Annotated in this window: 16 protein-coding genes; 10 read left to right on the top strand and 6 right to left on the bottom strand. The window is 46.2% G+C overall.

What is annotated here, in order from left to right; translation table 11 throughout:
- The first annotated feature begins 2 nt into the window (after window positions 1-2).
- The 4 genes from astA to AT705_RS21700 all read left to right on the top strand — a co-directional run bounded on the left by astA (window position 3) and on the right by AT705_RS21700 (window position 4,402).
- Window positions 3-1,037: an arginine N-succinyltransferase gene (gene astA / locus AT705_RS21715; protein ID WP_058798435.1), complete on the top strand. Its 1,035-nt coding sequence runs from the start codon at window positions 3-5 to the stop codon at window positions 1,035-1,037.
- Window positions 1,038-1,167: 130 nt separating this feature from the next.
- The gene (locus AT705_RS21710; protein ID WP_058798434.1) at window positions 1,168-1,971 is read left to right on the top strand and encodes a DUF1338 domain-containing protein; all 804 of its coding nucleotides are present in this window, start codon (window positions 1,168-1,170) and stop codon (window positions 1,969-1,971) included.
- Between the two features lie 341 nt (window positions 1,972-2,312).
- Entirely contained in the window at window positions 2,313-3,104 is a 792-nt protein-coding gene (locus tag AT705_RS21705; RefSeq protein WP_058798925.1) for a polyphosphate kinase 2 family protein, read from the top strand.
- Window positions 3,104-4,402 carry a DUF2252 family protein gene (locus AT705_RS21700; protein WP_058798433.1) on the top strand — a complete coding sequence of 433 codons (1,299 nt, stop codon included), beginning with the start codon at window positions 3,104-3,106 and terminating at the stop codon, window positions 4,400-4,402. Before AT705_RS21705 ends, AT705_RS21700 begins: the two co-directional genes overlap by 1 nt.
- Here the strand turns inward: AT705_RS21700 and AT705_RS21695 are convergent.
- Entirely contained in the window at window positions 4,388-5,329 is a 942-nt protein-coding gene (locus tag AT705_RS21695) for a ribonuclease Z (protein ID WP_058798432.1), read from the bottom strand. The two genes, AT705_RS21700 and AT705_RS21695, sit on opposite strands and share 15 nt — an antisense overlap.
- 144 nt (window positions 5,330-5,473) lie before the next feature.
- On the opposite strand from AT705_RS21695, the gene AT705_RS21690 reads away from it, so the two are divergent.
- The 3 genes from AT705_RS21690 to AT705_RS21680 all read left to right on the top strand — a co-directional run bounded on the left by AT705_RS21690 (window position 5,474) and on the right by AT705_RS21680 (window position 8,263).
- The gene (locus AT705_RS21690) at window positions 5,474-5,746 is read left to right on the top strand and encodes a DUF3081 domain-containing protein (protein WP_058798431.1); all 273 of its coding nucleotides are present in this window, start codon (window positions 5,474-5,476) and stop codon (window positions 5,744-5,746) included.
- Between the two features lie 132 nt (window positions 5,747-5,878).
- Window positions 5,879-7,483, top strand: a complete 1,605-nt coding sequence (locus tag AT705_RS21685; protein ID WP_049864910.1) for an AbgT family transporter — start codon at window positions 5,879-5,881, stop codon at window positions 7,481-7,483.
- Window positions 7,484-7,627: 144 nt separating this feature from the next.
- Window positions 7,628-8,263: a glutathione S-transferase family protein gene (locus tag AT705_RS21680; RefSeq protein ID WP_058798430.1), complete on the top strand. Its 636-nt coding sequence runs from the start codon at window positions 7,628-7,630 to the stop codon at window positions 8,261-8,263.
- Window positions 8,264-8,310: 47 nt separating this feature from the next.
- Here AT705_RS21680 and AT705_RS21675 read toward each other — a convergent pair whose 3' ends face one another.
- Both AT705_RS21675 and dapA read right to left on the bottom strand, forming a co-directional pair.
- Entirely contained in the window at window positions 8,311-9,609 is a 1,299-nt protein-coding gene (locus AT705_RS21675) for a DEAD/DEAH box helicase (RefSeq protein ID WP_058798429.1), read from the bottom strand.
- Between the two features lie 75 nt (window positions 9,610-9,684).
- Window positions 9,685-10,599: a 4-hydroxy-tetrahydrodipicolinate synthase gene (dapA, locus tag AT705_RS21670; RefSeq protein ID WP_058798428.1), complete on the bottom strand. Its 915-nt coding sequence runs from the start codon at window positions 10,597-10,599 to the stop codon at window positions 9,685-9,687.
- Between the two features lie 154 nt (window positions 10,600-10,753).
- Between dapA and AT705_RS21665 the strand changes: the two genes are divergently transcribed.
- On the top strand, window positions 10,754-11,407 hold the full coding sequence (locus AT705_RS21665; protein WP_058798427.1) for a DUF6058 family natural product biosynthesis protein: 654 nt from the start codon (window positions 10,754-10,756) through the stop codon (window positions 11,405-11,407).
- A 47-nt stretch (window positions 11,408-11,454) separates the two neighbouring features.
- Here AT705_RS21665 and AT705_RS21660 read toward each other — a convergent pair whose 3' ends face one another.
- Both AT705_RS21660 and AT705_RS21655 read right to left on the bottom strand, forming a co-directional pair.
- On the bottom strand, window positions 11,455-11,712 hold the full coding sequence (locus AT705_RS21660; protein ID WP_010381100.1) for a hypothetical protein: 258 nt from the start codon (window positions 11,710-11,712) through the stop codon (window positions 11,455-11,457).
- Window positions 11,713-11,934: 222 nt separating this feature from the next.
- Window positions 11,935-15,342 carry a rhombosortase-dependent cadherin domain-containing protein gene (locus tag AT705_RS21655; RefSeq protein WP_058798426.1) on the bottom strand — a complete coding sequence of 1,136 codons (3,408 nt, stop codon included), beginning with the start codon at window positions 15,340-15,342 and terminating at the stop codon, window positions 11,935-11,937.
- 262 nt (window positions 15,343-15,604) lie between these two features.
- Between AT705_RS21655 and AT705_RS21650 the strand changes: the two genes are divergently transcribed.
- On the top strand, window positions 15,605-17,452 hold the full coding sequence (locus AT705_RS21650; RefSeq protein ID WP_058798425.1) for a TonB-dependent receptor: 1,848 nt from the start codon (window positions 15,605-15,607) through the stop codon (window positions 17,450-17,452).
- Window positions 17,453-17,510: 58 nt separating this feature from the next.
- Here the strand turns inward: AT705_RS21650 and AT705_RS21645 are convergent, their stop codons facing one another.
- Window positions 17,511-17,906, bottom strand: a complete 396-nt coding sequence (locus AT705_RS21645; protein ID WP_058798424.1) for a cytochrome b562 — start codon at window positions 17,904-17,906, stop codon at window positions 17,511-17,513.
- 81 nt (window positions 17,907-17,987) lie between these two features.
- Here AT705_RS21645 and AT705_RS21640 point away from each other — a divergent pair, with 81 nt between their 5' ends.
- Window positions 17,988-19,037 carry an ABC transporter substrate-binding protein gene (locus tag AT705_RS21640; protein WP_058798423.1) on the top strand — a complete coding sequence of 350 codons (1,050 nt, stop codon included), beginning with the start codon at window positions 17,988-17,990 and terminating at the stop codon, window positions 19,035-19,037.
- Window positions 19,038-19,042: the final 5 nt, after the last annotated feature.

Genomic DNA, 19,042 nt, shown 5'->3' with positions numbered 1-19,042 from the left:
TTATGCAAGTACTCAGACCCATTTCAAACAAAGACTTTGCAGCTTTGAAAACCATCGCGATTGAATCTGGTTATGGATTCACGTCGCTGCCGGTGGACGATGATTTGCTGAGCAGTAAAATTGCACGCTCAGAGCAGAGCTTTGATAAAGCAGTTAAGCAACCGCAGGACGAAGGCTACTTATTTGTCCTTGAAGACAGTAATACGGGTGAAATCCTGGGCACAACCGCGATAGAAGCCGCAGTTGGTATGCAAACGCCTCTGTATCACTATCATTTGGGCAAAACAGTCCACCATTCACGTACTCTGAATGTCTACAACACAGTTGATATACTGAGTATGTGTAATGACTATACAGGTGCCTCCGAGATTTGTACCCTTTTCCTCAGAGAAGCGTTTCGACAGGGCCTTGCTGGCCGCTTTTTATCTCGCTCTCGTTTTAACTTTATGGCGTTACATGCTGACCGTTTCAGTGATACGGTGATTGCAGAGATGCGTGGTGTCAGCGATGAAGATGGACACTCTCCTTTCTGGCAATGGCTACAGGAACATTTCTTCAGCATCGAATTCCCGCAAGCGGACCATCTAGTTGGACTCGGAGACAAAGTTTTCATCAGTGAACTGATGCCTAAATACCCTATTTATGCCAACTTACTTAGCAAAAAAGCGCAAGCCGTCATCGGTCAGGTACATGAAAAAACCAAGCCAGCCCTGCGTCTGTTAGAAAAAGAAGGCTTTGAACACCGGGGCTATGTAGATCTGTTTGATGCAGGCCCAACCGTCGAGTCCAGATTACATAACATCAAAACAGTACGAGAAACCAAACGTGGCAAAGCACAAATTGTGGACTCAGGTGAATTAGACAGCGTGAATGATGAAACCTGGTCAGTATCCAATTGTCGCTTAGCAGATTTTCGCGCCACCTTTGATACTCGTGTCAACTGGTGTGCTAAAACCAGCTCATTCAGAATCACTGCAGACATTGCATCTGCACTGAAGATTGTTGACGGTGAAGAGATCAGCGGATTCTTACTGTGAAATACATTCGAGCGTCAGGGCAGTAAAACACATTTTGCACTACCCTGATGTTCCAACCGATTTAAACAATTGCGTCGTGCTTAGTCGTAATATTTAACGCGGCTAAGCCGCCATTTTAAGGATTGTCATTATGCACAACAATGTAGATAGCTTATTTGAAAAACTATGGAATAACTACCTTGAAGTTACTCCATCTGCAGTTAAAGTCCATGAACTGCTTGGTTCTACGCAGCAAGATGATGTGATCAACGACCACATTGCCCTGCGTACCTTTAACCATGAAAAAATTGGCCTAGAAAAGCTAGCTGCGCATTTCAAAGCGGTTGGCTATAAAGAGTGCGGCGAATATCATTTCGAAGCCAAAAAGTTATACGCCAAGCACTTTGAGCACAGCGATCCGACTAAACCAAAAGTATTCATTTCTGAGCTTTTAGTAGAAAAGTGTTCACCAGAGCTGCAAACTATTGTTGACGCACTTGTCGAGCAAATCGATGAGACGGCAGTAACTGCTGAAAACTTCCTGTACTCAGGCACACACTGGCAAGTTAGCCACGAAACCTACAAGCAACTTTTAGCTGAATCTGAATATGCAGCATGGATGGCGGCTTGGGGTTACCGCGCAAACCACTTCACTGTAAGCATCAATCACCTGAGCAACTTCGAAACCATTGAAGCCGTAAATCAGGCCCTGAAAGACGCCGGATTTGAACTGAACGCATCAGGTGGCGAAATCAAAGGTTCACCAGAAGTGTTACTTGAGCAATCCTCTACGCTTGCTGACCAGCATGCGGTTGCTTTCAGCGACGGTGAATTCAGCATCCCAAGCTGTTTCTATGAATTTGCCCTGCGCTACAACAAGCCAGATGGCGAAATTTACACAGGCTTTGTTGCGGCGTCAGCTGACAAGATTTTCGAAAGTACTAACGCGCGTTAAGCGTATTATCACAGTAACTTGTCAAAGCAGTCATTCGACTGCTTTTTTTTGCCTGAGTCGTTCGACTGCTCACTAAAGCGCCTTAACAAACTATTTCCCCTGTCAGATCAATCCGGCGCAGTAAAAACTATGCCAGTATATAGCGATACCCCGGTTGTCTCAGCACGCATTTAAGACTAAGTTTTCAGCTGTCGTTAGACAACCTTAACGAAACTGTCATTTATGTGAGCTAGCGTAGATGTTGTGTAGCTGACAACGTATTGCGGTCATGACAGTGAAACTGCCTATGAGGTGCAGCTGTGAATATTGAACCTAAGTTAAGTGTACTACTAAATCGCCAGATGTCGGTCAAAGCCCCGATGGAACATCCGGCATTGGATGACAAAAAAGCGTATCGAAGAGCACTGAAGTACTGGCAAAATGAGCTGCTACACGTACAACAAGCCTATTATCATCAGGATCGCCGCGCGTTGATTGTCTTCGAAGGCTGGGATGCGGCCGGTAAAGGCGGTGCAATTCGCCGTATTACTGAACGACTCGACCCAAGAGGTTATCAGGTATTCCCCATTAGCGCACCAAAACCAGAAGAGCAGAGCAGACATTATCTCTATCGTTTCTACAACAAACTCCCTAAAGCAGGTACACTGACTATTTTGGATCGCTCCTACTATGGCCGGGTGTTAGTTGAACGCATTGAAGCGTTTGCCACGCAGGGTGAATGGCAGCGCGCTTATCAGGAAATTAATGAATTTGAGCGCCTGCTCGATGACGACAAAGTAAAAGTCGTTAAGCTGTTCTTGCATATCAGCGCCGAAGAACAGCTAAAACGCTTTGAAGAGCGCCTCAATAACCCTTATAAGCGCTGGAAACTAACGGAAGAAGATATTCGCAATCGCAACAGGCGTAACGATTATGAGCAGGCTATAGATGACATGTTTGCTCAAACCGACACCCAACAAGCTCCCTGGCACCTGGTACTCGGTGAGCATAAATGGTATACCCGGGTAGAAGTATTGAAAACGCTGGTAAAAACGCTTAGTGAGGGAATCGATACGACTCCCCCACCGGTGGACCCGAATGTGGTCAGGCTAGCAAAAGCGCATTTAGGCATTAACCACAAGAGGAAGGACTAATGGAAAGAGCAGATGTACTCGGTCAGTACTTTGACCAGCATGACGGGACTCACCCCAACATGGCGTTACCCAAGCACAGCAAAATGGCGGCCAGCGCATTTCGCTTTTTCCGCGGCAGTGCTCCTTTGATGTATCGGGATATGGCAAATGACGTCATTACACTGCCCCACTCACTATTTGAGCTTCCCCTTACCAACGTACTGGGAGATTGTCACGCCAGCAACTTCGGCTTCTTAAGCGAAGAAGGCTCACATGGTGAGACTTTGGTTTTTTCACCTAACGACTTTGATGACGCCTGTGTTGGTCATGCGGTTTGGGACTTGTTTCGATTTTTGGTCAGCTTGCCTCTGGCGCAGCAAGAAGGTGTCCTGATCCAAAGCAGCAGCGAAGATATAAAGCTCAGACAAAAACCCCTGGCAGATAAAGCACAAGTGCTTCAGGCCCAGCACACTTTCATTGACAGCTATGTGGCCACTTGTGAAGCGTCTTTGCGCGGAGAAAACAATAACCAAAGCGCTCTTACTCAGTTCAGTCAGGAGCACATTTTACATAAACGCTGGCAAAAGGGCTTACAGCGCCTGGTTGGAGGCGCCGCCTTCAATCTCAAAAGCAGCCTGGCGAAAGAGGTCGATCTAAACAATCCCCCGCTCAGATTTAAGGAAGATGATGAAAAGTTCTCACGGCTACATGAAGATTTTCGCACTACATTAATCGAATATTTCAGGCCTTATGTCGACGATGAGATCATCGACTGCGTTGAACGCCTGGATGCAGGAACAGGTTCAAACAACCTAAAACGTTATTACCTGCTGGTTGGCCCTAAATTTTGTTCATCTGCAGAGCTGTATCACATTGTTGAAGTCAAACAGCAACAACTTGCAGCTCCATTGCACTATTACACCGACCTAAGCCCGACCAACCGGCTAAACCATGCTCACCTGACCGTCAATTGCCAGCGCAAGATGCAACGTCGGCCTGACCTGGTTTTGGATGATGCCCTGTGGCAAGGCACTCACTGGCTGGTACGCTCTCGCCATCATGCACGCGTTGGCATTGACCCCGAGCATATTGTGCTTGGCAAACGCGCCGCACAGAGAAGCGGCTTAAGTCAATATGCTGAAGCCTGCGCTACAGCACTTGCTTACGCACACATGCGTGGCGATCGTCGATCACTGATGTTTCAGCAAGTCGTCGCTGATATTTTACCCGTGGCCAAAACCGAGCTAGTCAACGCCGCAAATCTCTATGCCAGTCAGGTAGAACAAGACTGGGGACTATTTTGCTCACTCAGAAAGTAAATTCTTTGGCATAGTCACAACCAAAAAGTCACCAGCCAGACGCAGAGTCCCCTGATAATGTGTTCTGGCTTCATGCTCTACGCTATCGAGCATCCCTTCACCATGATAACGAACACTAAAATGGGTAAGCGTCAAAGCCGGTATATTGTGTTGTTGTGCAAACAAAGCAACACGCTTAGCATCACTGTGGCCGGTGTGTGTGCCAACTTTCATAAGATCTGGGTGAGTAAATGTTGCCTCGTGAACCAGCATATCGATGTCGCCGCAATAACCTGATAATAAAGCCGGCTTTTCATTGTCACCACAAATAATCACGACTCTTGGACGCCAACTAGGAAACGCATACGAAGCAGCTGACAAATGACGGCCTTTATAAATCACATCCTCCCCTTTTTGGAGCAAGTTATAATGTGCGCCACTCGCAACCCCTTCAAGCTGCAATTGTTTGACCCGAAGTTTTCGAGGGATCAGAGTTTCCTTAATCTTAAAGCCAAAGCTCGGCACCCGGTGCTTAAGGGGAATGATTTCAATATTGCAAAAGCCAAGACAAATAGACTGATCACTTTGCTCTATTGCCATCGTATTTAAATCAAATGGCAGCGTGACCTGGGTAAGCGCCAGTGTAGACATGACAAACTGAATAACAGCCTGCGGTGCAATCAGACAGACAGGCTCAACTCTGCCAGACATGGCCATCGATGCCAGTAACCCGGGCAGGCCGTAACAATGGTCGCCATGGAGGTGACTAATACAAATCACACTCAAGTGATAAGGAGACAAGGTCGACTTTAAAAGTTGGTGCTGAGTAGCTTCACCACAATCCACCAGCAACCAGGACTTGGTTTTATCAAAACTGACGCCTGTTGCAGAGACATTTCTGCTCTGGCTCGGGCTACCTGACGAGGTCCCTAAAAAATGTAAATGCAAAACTACTCCAAAATATCAGCTGAGGCATTGATCCTGCCACAGCTTAAGTTAGAGTGGAACTAGTTCGGTTGACTTCATACTAACCGGTCGGTCAAACGACGTTTGAGTAGAGTTGCAAGCAAATGCAAACAACAGGAGCGTAAAATGAAAAATGATTTAGACAGTCGCCAGATCCTGGCCGTTTACGAATACATCCAACAACACGGCGATGCCGATGAGAATGGCAAGTTGTTCGAAGGGATCCGGGCATACTCAGACCCGGACGGTTACACAATATATTTAGAAGGCAGTGCGCTACTGCTCAGGTTTGGTTTCCACAATACCTATCACCTCGATTACCAACACGAAAAGAACAAAGAAGACTTTATCAACAAACTTAACTTTATCTATCAAATGGCTAATGAGGCTAAAGAGTAACCTGCATTAGTCGGTACAGATGGCTGTTTTACTCATTTTGTCTCAGAATTTTTCAAAATTAACGCGAAGCTATAAAACAAATGACCGATTGGTGGTAGAGTAACGGCATTTTTTATAATTGAGAAATTTGCTATGTCGAAGGCTGTAGAGACGTCAGCTGATCAATCCAACCCACAGCTAAAACAAGGCGGCCTGTTTAACCGCTTTTTAGCAACGGTTGAGTTCCTGGGTAACATGTTACCCCACCCTATCACCCTGTTTGCCATGTTCTGTGTCGCCATTGTTATTTTCAGTGGCATCGCCGACTGGATGGGTCTCAGTGCCATAGACCCTCGCCCCGAAGGAGCAAAGGGAAGAGCACCTGACGGGGTGATTGAAGTCGTTAGCCTGATGAGTGCCGAAGGTCTACAGCGTATCGTCACCGGGCTCGTTACCAACTTTACCGGTTTTGCACCTTTAGGCACGGTACTGGTTGCACTACTAGGTGTGAGTGTTGCAGAACACTCAGGTATGCTTTCTGCTGCTATGCGTGGCATGGTAATGGGCGCATCTAAACGTTTAGTGACTTTCATGGTCGTGTTTGCAGCCATTCTTTCCAATACTGCATCAGAGCTGGGTTATGTTGTTTTAATCCCACTTGCCGCTATGATCTTCCACAGCCTTGGTCGCCACCCGCTAGCCGGTCTAGCAGCCGCATTTGCCGGAGTGTCAGGTGGTTACAGTGCAAACTTGCTGTTAGGTACCATAGATCCACTGCTAGCGGGGATCACAACTCCTGCTGCACAGATGATTGACCCTACCTATCAGGTGGGCCCAGAGGCAAACTGGTATTTCATGATGATCTCTGTATTCCTGATTGCCATCGTCGGTACCTGGGTTACAGAAGCAATTGTTGAACCACGCCTTGGCAAATACAATCCGGATGAAGCCAGCATTGATTTGTCCAGCAATAATATCGAACATCTGACTGCAACGGAAAAATCTGGCCTCAAATGGGCAGGTGTCGCTTTGCTGGTTGTATCTGCCTTACTCGCGTTAACCATAGTGCCGGAAAATGGCATTCTGCGTCACCCGGAAACAGGAGCTGTCGCTGGATCGCCTTTCTTAAAAGGCATCGTGGTATTTATTTTCGTAACGTTTGCAATCCCAGGTTTTGTCTACGGGCGAGTTGTCGGAACCATGCGCAACGATCGCGACGTAATAGATGCCATGAGTAAAAGCATGAGCTCAATGGGTATGTACATTGTACTCGTCTTCTTTGCTGCTCAGTTTGTTGCTTTCTTTAAGTGGACGAACTTAGGTACTATTTTGGCCATTAATGGCGCTGCTATGCTACAAGCACTCAACCTCACTGGCCCGGAAGTCTTTGTACTGTTTATTTTGATGTGTGCCGTTGTTAACCTAAGCTTAGGGTCTTCTTCAGCACAATGGGCAGTAACAGCACCAATCTTCGTGCCAATGCTTATGTTAGTTGGCTATGCACCTGAAACTATCCAGGCCGCCTACCGTATTGGCGACTCAGTAACAAATCTGATCACACCAATGATGAGCTATTTTGGTTTGATACTGGCCGTTGCTACTAAATATAAAAAGGATATGGGAATAGGTACTCTGGTCGCGACTATGCTGCCTTACAGTATGTGTTTCTTTATCGGGTGGGTTGCACTTTTCTATATCTGGGTATTTGGTTTTGGCTTACCAGTCGGACCGAACTCTCCGATTTATTATCAACCCTAACAAATTTATGCCAGCGCAAGCTGGCATTTTTTTTGGCGAATGTGCAAGGTTCTATTTGTTTAATAGTCGATGCTGTCCTACAGTCCTATAGGAATCGCCGAAAAGGAGTTTTAAACCTACGACATAAACTATTTAAGGCTAACCATGTATACACTGTTCTACTATCCACGCAATGCGAGTTTAGCACCCCATTTTGTTCTCGAAGCCCTCCAGGTCCCGTATCAGCTTGAACTTGTAGACCGAAAAAAAAATGTGCAAAGATCTGCGCAATATTTACGACTCAACCCTACCGGACGGATCCCAACATTGGTTGATGACGAGTTTGTATTGTTTGAAAGTGCCGCTATTTGCCTTTATCTCTGTGAAAAACATCCGGAAGGTCATTTAATTCCTACCGAAACAAAACAAAAAGCAGAGTTTTATCAATGGCTGATGTACTTAACCACAACAGTACAGGCTGAGCTGATGATCTATTTTTACCCTGAACGCCACACGCAAAGTGCACTGATGTACGACGATATTGTCAGAACTCAGCAATCTCGTGTTCAGGATATGCTGACTTTAATCGACAGGCATCTGGCAGACAAAACCTATATGGTTGGTGAACAATTCACAGTCTGTGACTGCTATTTATTTATGCTTTGTATCTGGGCGGACGAACTGGCTAAACCACCACTTCAGTTCGAGCACCTGGGTCGTTATTTAAGTGGTATTTCGAGACACCCTGCCATTGAGGCTGTGTGTAAGAAAGAAGGGACTGAATTAGGGATGTATCGTTAAGCATTCATCGTCAGGTCTGGCTTGTTAACCAGACCTGACTCCATACGTTACTTCTGTAACTTTAGCTGAGCGCCTTTCAGTCTCTGGCGCACATTGCTGATTTTGGAGCGATTTTTAGCTCGCGCTTCACCACTAGCCTGATTGCTCGGGCGATTAGTTCGTGCTTTACGACGTTGGTGAGACGGCTTCCTGGCAAGGTTATCGATCAGATTTTCGCGACTCGCCACTTCGTAACCCGGCAGATAATAACGCTGAATTTTTTGTCCAATCAAAGTTTCAATATGGATCAGAGTCTGCTCTTCTTCTCGTGCAACAAACGAGATCGCCTGGCCGGAGTTTCCTGCCCGACCAGTACGGCCAATGCGGTGCACATAGTCTTCAGCCAGATATGGCAAATCAAAATTAATTACGCGAGGCAGTCCATCTATGTCGATGCCACGAGCAGCCACTTCTGTAGCCACTAAGACTCTTACCTTCCCTTCCTTAAACTCACGTAATGCCCGGCGACGTGCTCCCTGACTTTTATCACCGTGACACACAGTGGCACTGATACCATCCAGCTCCAGTTCTTTAACAAGCTGATCAGCATCATCTTTCATGTTGACAAAAACTAACACTTGCAGCCAGTTTTTTTTACCAATTAATTCCGAAAGCAGCTCTTGCTTACGTTTTTGCTCAACTGGATAAACAACATGTCTTACCGTTTCTGCCGTGGTGTTTTCTTTCGCAGCCTGTACCAATTTAGGCTCGCGAAGTACTTGTTTTGCGAATTGTTTAACAGCTGTAGGGAAAGTAGCAGAGAAAAGCAATAACTGACGGTCTTCGCTCACCATATCGATGACTTTTTGCATGTCCGCAACAAAGCCCATATCCAGCATGCGGTCTGCTTCATCCAATACGAGATATTTAACCTGTGCCAGGCTCACAGCACCAAGACGGATTAGATCCAATAAACGCCCCGGTGTTGCAACCAGGATATCAACCCCTTGAGATAAACGTTGTGTCTGCCCTTCAATATTCACACCACCATATACTGCCTGAACGGTCAGCGGGGTATACTGACAGAATGCCTGACAGTTGTTGGCAATTTGCTCGGCCAATTCACGTGTCGGTGCGAGGATAAGGGCACGTGCAGAGCCGACTGACTCCCCTTCTAACAAACGCTGGATCACAGGCAGTGCAAACGCCGCCGTTTTACCCGTGCCGGTTTGAGCAGTAGCCAGTACGTCATGACCACGACGCACAACCGGAATAGCCGCTTGTTGTATTGGTGTCAGGGTATGGAAATTTAATTCATCAAGCGCCTGTAACAAGGCATCGGGAAAACTGAAAGACTTAAAATTCATAATAAAAACCTGCGACCAATAATGAAGGGCCGCAGATTATACGCTATTTACAGGCTCAGTGTCACCTGTGTGGGGTTAATATAGTTTCACATCAACAGGATTGATAAGGTCTGCGTTACCGCCAATCACCATTTCAGTATCAATCTGATTGATCAATTCCATACCTTGCTTTTGCTGGGCTTCACTCAATGGCACATAGGGTAAGCGAAATACAGGCTTCGCTGCGCCCGTCATAGCTAGCGCAGTATTGATAGCGATCGGGTTAGGTTCACAAAACAACCAGTTCATCAATGGCTGTAACTGAGTGTTTAGTGCCTCATTTGGACTATCAATCAATGTACGGAACAGCTGTGGCACAAGGTTTGACGTAACAGAGATTACACCATGTGACTGGTGCTGATGACGGCTGTCATGGGCCTGATCGTCATTACCCGACCAACAAGCAATGCCTTTTTGCTCGTAAAACGCGATCCGTTCATGCCCTGCGCACTCTTTCATGCCTACAAAATTTGCATGATCAGCAAGCGGTTCTATTAACTCAGGAGTCAGGTCCTGCCCTGTTCGCCCCGGAACGTTATAAATAAACGCCGGGCCAATATCGAGTAAACGCGCAAAGTGTTCTGCCAGGCCCGCCTCAGAAGTGCGACCATAATAAGGGTTGATCTGTAGTGCAGCATCCATACCCGAAGCAAAGCCATACTCGGTTGCCTTAACGGCTTCACGCGTATTATTACTGCCGGTGTTACCGACGATCACCAACTTGTCAGAGAATTTATTAACACTATGGGCAATCAGCATCAAATGCTCTTCCCAATTCATCAACTGCCCTTCTCCAGTAGTGCCACCAACGACAATTCCATCAACGCCCGCGGCAATCTGAGCAGCTACAAGTTTGTCAAAACACGCAAGGTCAATCTCACCTTGTGAATCGTACGGAGTTTTAATTGCAGTAATTAAACTGGCTTTTTTTATCGTTTCAATGTTGCGCATACAGATATCATTTAATTCATTATTTGGCGCTAAGTTTTATCACAAATGCCCTTCAGATCCGAGGGGGAAAATAGAAAATTTACAAAACAGCTTGCCTAACCTGACCATTTCAGCCAGAATAAAACCACTGTATATAAAACCAGTTATCTAATTTATGCGCCTGACTCACCATTTAAATACACACTTTTTCAGTGCCGAAGAGCTATGCAGTACGCTCCGGATCACTGCTGAGCAGCTGGCTCATTGGCAGGAAACCTGCATTTTCCCCAATGCCAGCTACAGTCTGGAAAATCAAATAAAGTGTAGCTCGTACCTTGGTCTCTATGAGTGCGTTGAGCACACAGAGTATTACCCAAGAGGCGCTGAGCAATGGGGCCAACTATTACTCAAACATCAGGTTGAGCAATCAACACACGCCTATGAGCTATTTCAGCAGAAGTATATTCAAACTCTCACAAAGTGCGCACAACAGGGGCTGATAAGTCAGGACTGCCGCTTTAATGAAGACTTACCAGAACATGTACAGCAAAGTTGGCAGCAATTCCTGTGTAGCAAGTACGGCGTTATCAGCCAAAATGGTCTGGTTGAAGAAGTTGTTTACATAGACTTAGGCCGGACACTGGTCGATGCACTCACCGAAGAGCGCACTGCTGGACATATCCCGTCTGAACACAGAACTGAATTACTCGGCGCACTCAAACTCTTAAACCGTGCGCTGAGTCATCACATGGACCATGAAAAACCCATGTCCATCCGTTACAAGTACATTGAGAGCCTGATTGCCAAGTACGATTTATCTATCCGTTAATTCAGCACGCTTCCTCGGGCATTAAATGCACCCGGGTCACGCCACTTCTAGTGAGCCTGCTCGTAGTGGGCTCTAAAGATTTCAAATGTCTTCAATACCGTTAGCTGGTCCTGACAGAGAGCGTCATACCAGGCGTCAAATTGACTATCATCGTCTTGTTCACTCAAAGCGAGATACTGTGCCAATAGCTCAATAATATCGCCATGAGTACAGCTCAGGTTGTCCAGCTGCTTTAATTGTTCTGAATGATCTTTGTTTTGTAGCTCAGCGATGACGCCGTTATCCAATTGTTGTGTTTTGTCCATCGTGACGAATTCCTGTTTCTCAATCCATTGATAGTTATATCAGCCTAGTTTGGAATATCCAGTGCTTTATAGACCGTTCGCTCAATCTATCAACAATTTATTATAAAAAGTAACTTTAAGTGCAGGACTTTGATTCGATAACCCCAAAATAAAGGCACTTGATAGCAATAAAAAAGGCGAGTCAGCTAATGCTGACTCGCCTTTTTTCACGTCAAGCTTTGCTTATTTACGTCTTCTGCGAAGCATCGCCAACGGCAAGCTCAGTAATGCAAGCCATGAGAATGAACCGGCATCACCATCATCGTTATCATCATCGTTACCACGAAGGTCTTTAATTTTAATATTAACCGTTGTGTGGTTAGACAAATTACCGAAAGTATCTTCCGCCTGAACACCAAGTACAACGAGTTCCTGATATTCGAAGTCCAACTCTCTAGCAACGGTGATATTACCCTCTACATCGATACTGAAGTAGTCGTCGCCATATACATGGAATGCTACCAGAGGTGACACATATTCATCATTGAACGCCAGCTGGCCAATGGTTGTACCTACAGGAGTATTTTCGAATACTTCAAATCTCTGCTGCTCCTCAATAACCGGAATTTGACCAGTAATATTCAGCGCAAAGCTGGTTGTTGTTTCCATTTCACCATCAGACGCAGTAAGTGTTACATCACCGCTGAACATTTCTTCTGGCATACCGGATAGAACACCGTTTTCGAATGTTAGTCCCGGAAATTGCTGCTCCATAGTCAGTGCAATTGACTCACTATCAACATCCGCGACCTTTTCATTGAAGTCAAAAGTAAACTCTTCACCAAGCACCATGTGGACATCTTCAATCTCCTCAAAAACAGGTGCATCGTTCACAGCCTCAATAACCAGATCAACTTCCACTTCTTCTGGTGTGTCGGAACCATCGGTTTTACCTGCTACAGTAAAGCTATCCTCGCCATTGAAATCTTCGCCAGGCATGTAAACAACTTTAGCAACGTCGTCTCCCTCTACAACAGACCCTGTGTCGAGATATTCATCTTCCAACATTAAGGTACCAGACTCAGGTGCCTCGGTGATCTCAACCATTGTAAACGCAGTGTCTGTGAAACGGCTTACCAATGCAGAGGCAACATTTAGCTCTGTATCCTCTTGTGTGCTCAGCTCTGCATTACCAAAGCTAGCCAGCGCAACTTTATAAGCACTGCGTCCGTGCGTGAAAGCAAACACTTCGTTGTTGTGGAACGTGACTTTAGCGATGTTGGTGTTAGCCAGACCAGAACCATCCGCGAACCAGTTTTCACCACCGTCAATAGAGATAAATACCCCTAAATCAGTACCGATGATAACGCGCTGCGCGTTGTTTGGATCAACAGCAACAGAGGTAGCAGGTACGTTTGGAATATCTCTATCAATTGGCATCCAGTTCTTACCGCCATCTGTGGTTTTCCACACGTGGGCTTGGTCAAATGTTGATACTGTTGCATATGCAATCTGGGCATCTGTTGGGTCGAACGCGATGGCGCTGATAGTTGCCCGCTCTTCTTCTTCACCTATTTTGAAACTATTCCAGGCTTGCTCTGCATCTGCTTCACCTGCAGCGTAGTTGATGTAGATGTAACCTTCTCGTGTACCTGCAGCGACGATGTTTTCATCCTGCGGTGCGATACCAATTGCATATACAGCACTGTCTAACACAGGGCTGCCTGCAGTCCAGCTTTCAGCCTGATTGGTTGTACGCCAAAGTTGGTTACCACCTATCCACAGCACCTGTGGGTTAGAAGGCGCCATTTCAAAACGTGTAATGAATGGGAAGCCGTCACCAGTTATGCCTTCAGTAACCTGAGTGAAAGTTGCACCACCATCCGTCGATTTCTGGATAGTCAGACCGGTATATTCTGAGAACATCACGTCTGGATTTGTCGGGTCAACCGCAGTCCAACCACCGTCACCATCAGAGATCTCACGCCACTCGTTGAAGCCTCCGTCGTTACCAAGCAAAGTACCATTATCCTGAGTACCACCAAAATAAGCAGTGCCATCAGGCATTACCGTACCATGGTAAAACTGCGTTACCGCATAACCGTTGTTAAGCGTTGTCCAGTTCACTTTACCTTCAGGGCCAGCCGCATCTTGCGCACCACAGATTTGTGCAAGGTCATAGCGTCCATCCAGGGCATTGTCGGTACGCTGAATACCACCATCGTTACCCACAAACATAGTTGTGTTGTTCACGCCATCGTATGCTGGGTGGAATACCAATGTATGTTGGTCAGCGTGTGCGTATAGAGGATCCTCCATGTCATACCACCAGATACTGGCTGGTACAAACGACTGTCCGCCATCATCTGAACGGAACAGGTCGATACCACCAGTCCAGACTACGTCTGGGTTAGATGGATCTACAGCGATGATATTATCGTACCAACCCTGGTTGTAAAATTGAGGCTCTGGCCCATATCCACACTCAGGGAATAAACCATACACCGTATTACTAAGCAGTAATTTACTGTACGCATCTGCTCCATCACGCGTTACTGTTGCATTCCACGTTAAACCCTTATCTTCGGATTTGTAAACAGCTTCCATACCATGATCATTAACATTCGCTAGCAAAGCGTACATAATGTTCTCGTCAGAAGGCGCGACTGCAATTGTTGAACGGCCCTGAGTTGGCAACTCTAGTACCGCAGACCAGCTATTACCACCATCAGCGCTTCGGTGCATACCACCAGTTCTGAATGAACCACATGCAGTCACCAACACATCTTTGTCGCCATCATCAACCACAGTCAGATCTGTACAACCGACCGCGGCAGCTTCAGCCACAAATACAGTTTCCCAGCTTGCACCACGGTCTTTAGAACGCTGTATACCACCACGAGTTGCAGCATACAAAGTCGCACGGTCATTTTTACTGAATACAATCTTATTGGTATACTGGAATAACTCGTTGCCTGCGGTTGACTCTAGCTGAGTCCAGGTCGCACCACCGTCAGTTGATTTAAAGATACCATCACCACGAATGGCATCAGCATTAAAGAAGCCTTCACCCGTTCCGGCATAGATAGTATTTGGATCATTCGGCGCAAATGTCAGCGTAGTTACCGCGAGGTTGGTCGCCAAATCGCTAAGTGGCTGCCATGACTGACCTGCATCCGTCGTTTTCCATACACCACCGGCAACACCTGCGGTGTACATGATGTCATGCTCTGTTGGATGGATAATAAGCGTTCTGGTACGGCCACCGATGTTCCCAGGTCCTAGCTCTTCCCATTCACCCAATTCACGATTCACGCCGTCTGTAGAATTCAAACGCGGCGCATAATCAAATACAACACTGCTTTCAGCCAAAGAGTAGCGCTTCATCGTTTTGATGTGCTCTAACGCTTTAGAATATTTCTCAGTAGGCAATGTCTCAGCCCCTTTAGGCAAACGCTGCGAAATATAAAACTCTTGTGCCTCTTTAGGTTTGTCGTAACGTTTTGGAGAGTTTGCTTTTTTCTCAGCTTTAGCAGCCAGATAATCCGCTTTTTGCTCATAGATACTTGGTTGCGCATTTTGATACGCCAGATAGCTGGCACCACCCAGTGCGATTGCAACAGCCAGGCTCACAGGATGTAAGAGTTTCATATTTTTCCCTTTTAAAGAGTAGTTATAGTTTTAATTGATTGTAAGTAAACAGATACATCAGACTAGCGTTGTACCGTTTACACCCAAAAACGTCAATAAAGTTAAGCACAAATGCCGAAAGTTACAAACAATGTCATTTCACCGCATTTAGCTTAACCCCGTTATCAATTAAGGGTACATTTAGTTGTAACAATAACAGAAATTCATCAAATATGAATGATTTCTTAACGAATCAAAGCAGTCAATTTAGGGTTAGCAGTACATGATCCAGGTTTTACTTTTATCTACGATCGCAGCGCAAGGCAGCGCCATTGAAACAATTGAAGTAATAGGTGGTAAAAATTTACTTGCCTCAGAGCCATTTACAAACATTAACATTTCTCATGTCAGCAAGGACGATTTGCGTGGTGCAAGCAACACTATTGCAGATTGGGTAGTCCAAATCCCAGGAGTTTCACTTAATGGCCAGGGTGGGCTCTATCAAAGTTACAGTATTCGCGGTCTGAGCCGTTGGCGAGTCAGAACTGAGGTCAATGGTATTGTCCTCCTGACAGACCGCCGAGCCGGTAACTCAGCCTCCTTTATTGATCCAGGCTTGCTACAGCTGGCCAGTGTACAAAAAGGCCCTGCGGCGATGTTGTATGGGTCAGAGGCTATTGGCGGCGTTATCTCAATGAACTCAGTACAGGGCGAGCAAGATACATTAGAGGTGGGCTTTGAAGACACAGGTAATGGCCGTCGTATTCTGGCTATTACCGGTGAAGAAAACTACAACCTGGCCTTCGCATACAGAAAAAAAGAGCGTGGTTTTGCACCTAACGGCGACGAACTTAATAATGGCTACGAGCAATTTTCGTCCAGCTTTCGGTATCGCCATGCGATAACAGACGAGATTGAGCTGAATATGTCCTGGTTGCCCTCCGTCAGCAAAAACGTTGGAAAGAACAGTGTCGCCTACCCTGACAGCCAGGTTGCTATGTACCCGGAGGATTTACATAGCCTGGCACAAGTATCGGTGAAATCAGATCAATGGCTGGTCAATGTATTCCACCACTATCAAAACTGGGATAGCGACGTACTTCGCATTGGCAAACGGCACAATCTCACGGCCTACCAATCTCATACCCTCGGAGCGAACTTATATCACGAATTTAACTGGCATGAGTTGCCTGTTCGAGCTGGTCTCGACTGGACTGCCAGACGGGGAGTGTCAATTAGCGATCAGGAAACCAGTATCAAGGCGACTAACGAGATGACAGTCAACACCTTGTTAGATGGTCAACAAGACAACATTGCCGCGTTTATTAACGGTATCTGGGATCAGCAAAACTGGCGAGTAGATTTTGGCGCACGATTTGATCACTTTACTGCCAGCAACTTCGGCGTCAACAAGTCCGATAACCACCTCAGTCATAGCCTGGGAGTAACCAGGACATGGCAATCTCACAGCGTGTCGCTGAATTATGCTAACGCATTTCGTTTTCCCACACTGACAGAGTTGTACTTTAACGGTATTACCCCCAGAGGTAATACCATTGGTAACCCCCAACTTAACCCTGAAACCAGCCAAGGATTCGAATTGACTTACCGCCATGATCACAAAACTGTTAAGACAACGCTAAACCTGTTCCATACTCGCCTGGACGACTACATTGAACGAGTAAAACTGGAGTCGGGAGACAGAACCTATCTTAACCTGGATCAGGCAAGCATTTCAGGGGCTGAAATACTAACTAAAATCGACGTAAACGACGCACTGTCGTATACACTAGGATACACACATCAAAAAGGAAAGAGTGATGATGGTGATCACCTGTCGGATATCGCGCCTCGCAAACTGAGTATATCCGGTCAGTATGCATGGGAGTCGTTCGAGTTTAAACCCGCGCTAACCTATCAACTGGCGAAACACCAGCCTGGGTCAGGTGAAGCCGAGCTGGACAAAAGCCTGGTTGTCGATCTAAACCTAAATTGGTACTTAGACGAAAGCTGGACAGTGCGTGCTGGTGTGTTAAACCTCTTCAATCGTCTTCACAGAACAACTGCAGATGAAGATGCACCATTTCATGCCGAGCGTACCGTGAAATTTGATGTCAGTTGGCAGATCTAAATACATACACAGGGGGAGTGCTCATTAGCACTTCCCCCTGCGTATACCCTGATGGCAGTTATTTTCCGAATAAAAGCTCCCAAAACCCAGGCGGCTCATGCAATTCGTGATATTCCTTGCGCAACCCGTCTATCTGCCTGAGTAAATCTTTAGCTTGTTGCAGTTGCGCCTTGGCCAGCAACCCTTGCGCTGAGCGGATAACATCAGCCACCTTATCCAGCCCTTGTAATGATTCCACCTTTACATCAGCTTTAAAGCTGTGTTGCTTACTCTGCTGGATCAAACGCAACATGGTTTCGAGATGCTTGTTGACCTCTTCTGCTTGTTGAGCTTCCATCGCCTGTTTGTACGCATGCCCCATATTCTTCATCGTCTGATTTAGATCCTGGCTTTGCTGTGCCATTACTGACTGCACAAAAAGTGCAGAAAAAAGAAAGAGTATCAACAGCCTCATTTTTCCCCCTTATTCAAGAATGGGCTAGTATATAAGTAAAAGCGCGGCAAACAAACTGTCGCTCTGACATCGAGGTGCACAATGAAAAAGTTAATTATGTCTGTTGTGCTACTTTTTGTGGCTTCCGCCCCCTTTGCACAAACAATCACCGTGACTTTCGTCAATCCTGGCCATAAACACACCAACCCGACTGGCGCATTCTGGCAAAACGTTACAAAGGTCATGGAAGCTGCGGCACAAGACCTGGATATCAACCTCACCACGCTGTACGCCGATAGAAACCATATTCATATGAAGAAACTCGTACAGGATGCGCTCAACGCCAAAACTGACTATCTTATTCTCGTTGATGAAAAAGGCGTTATTACGGACGCACTGCTTACCGTACCTGGTGAGCATAAGCGCGTCGCATTTTTGCTGAATAGTCCGGATAAGCTGGCACTAAAGCGCATTACAGCCAAGGGCATAGGCGTGCTTGGTTCCGTCACGCCTGACAACTATCAGGCCGGCCGGCTACTGGCCAAACTACTCCATGACGCATTACCCAGCAGTACAAAACAAACAAATAAGCGTAGCGTTATGCTTGCTTTATTGGGTGATGTCGCCACAAATGCCGCAATCCAACGCGAACAAGGCTTGCTTAGCTACACTAATCGCACTTATGGGGTCAACCTGGTTGAACGCGTTGATGCGCAATGGTCTGAGCAAAGTGCCTACGAGCTGGCATTTGGGCTACTGCAGCGATTTCCAGATACCCGTTTAATCTGGTGCGCAAATGATCCAATTGCGCGCGGCGCGGCACGTGCAGCATCCGAACTCAATATCAGAGAAAAACTTAAGATTGGGGGGATAAATTGGGATTTAGGTCATGAAACTGTCATCGATGTGTCACTGGGTGGCCACGTGCTATTGGGAGGCTACTTGTTAACAGAGATTAGAAAATTCCACGACCATAAGATTAGCGCTATTGGAGAGCAAAAAATTGCTATATTCAAGCCTTACTCTGAAAAATTTAGACCTTTATATCACACCCTCCATAGTGCAGATTTGAATGACATTGACTTTAAACAGTTCACCATAGGTGGCCAAAGTTACAATATTAAGACACTGAATCAGCAATTAAAATTTTAATTTTT

Origin of the sequence: Pseudoalteromonas rubra, assembly GCF_001482385.1 — a bacterium.
Lineage (GTDB): Bacteria > Pseudomonadota > Gammaproteobacteria > Enterobacterales > Alteromonadaceae > Pseudoalteromonas > Pseudoalteromonas ardens.
This window is presented reverse-complemented; position numbering and strand designations above follow the sequence as displayed.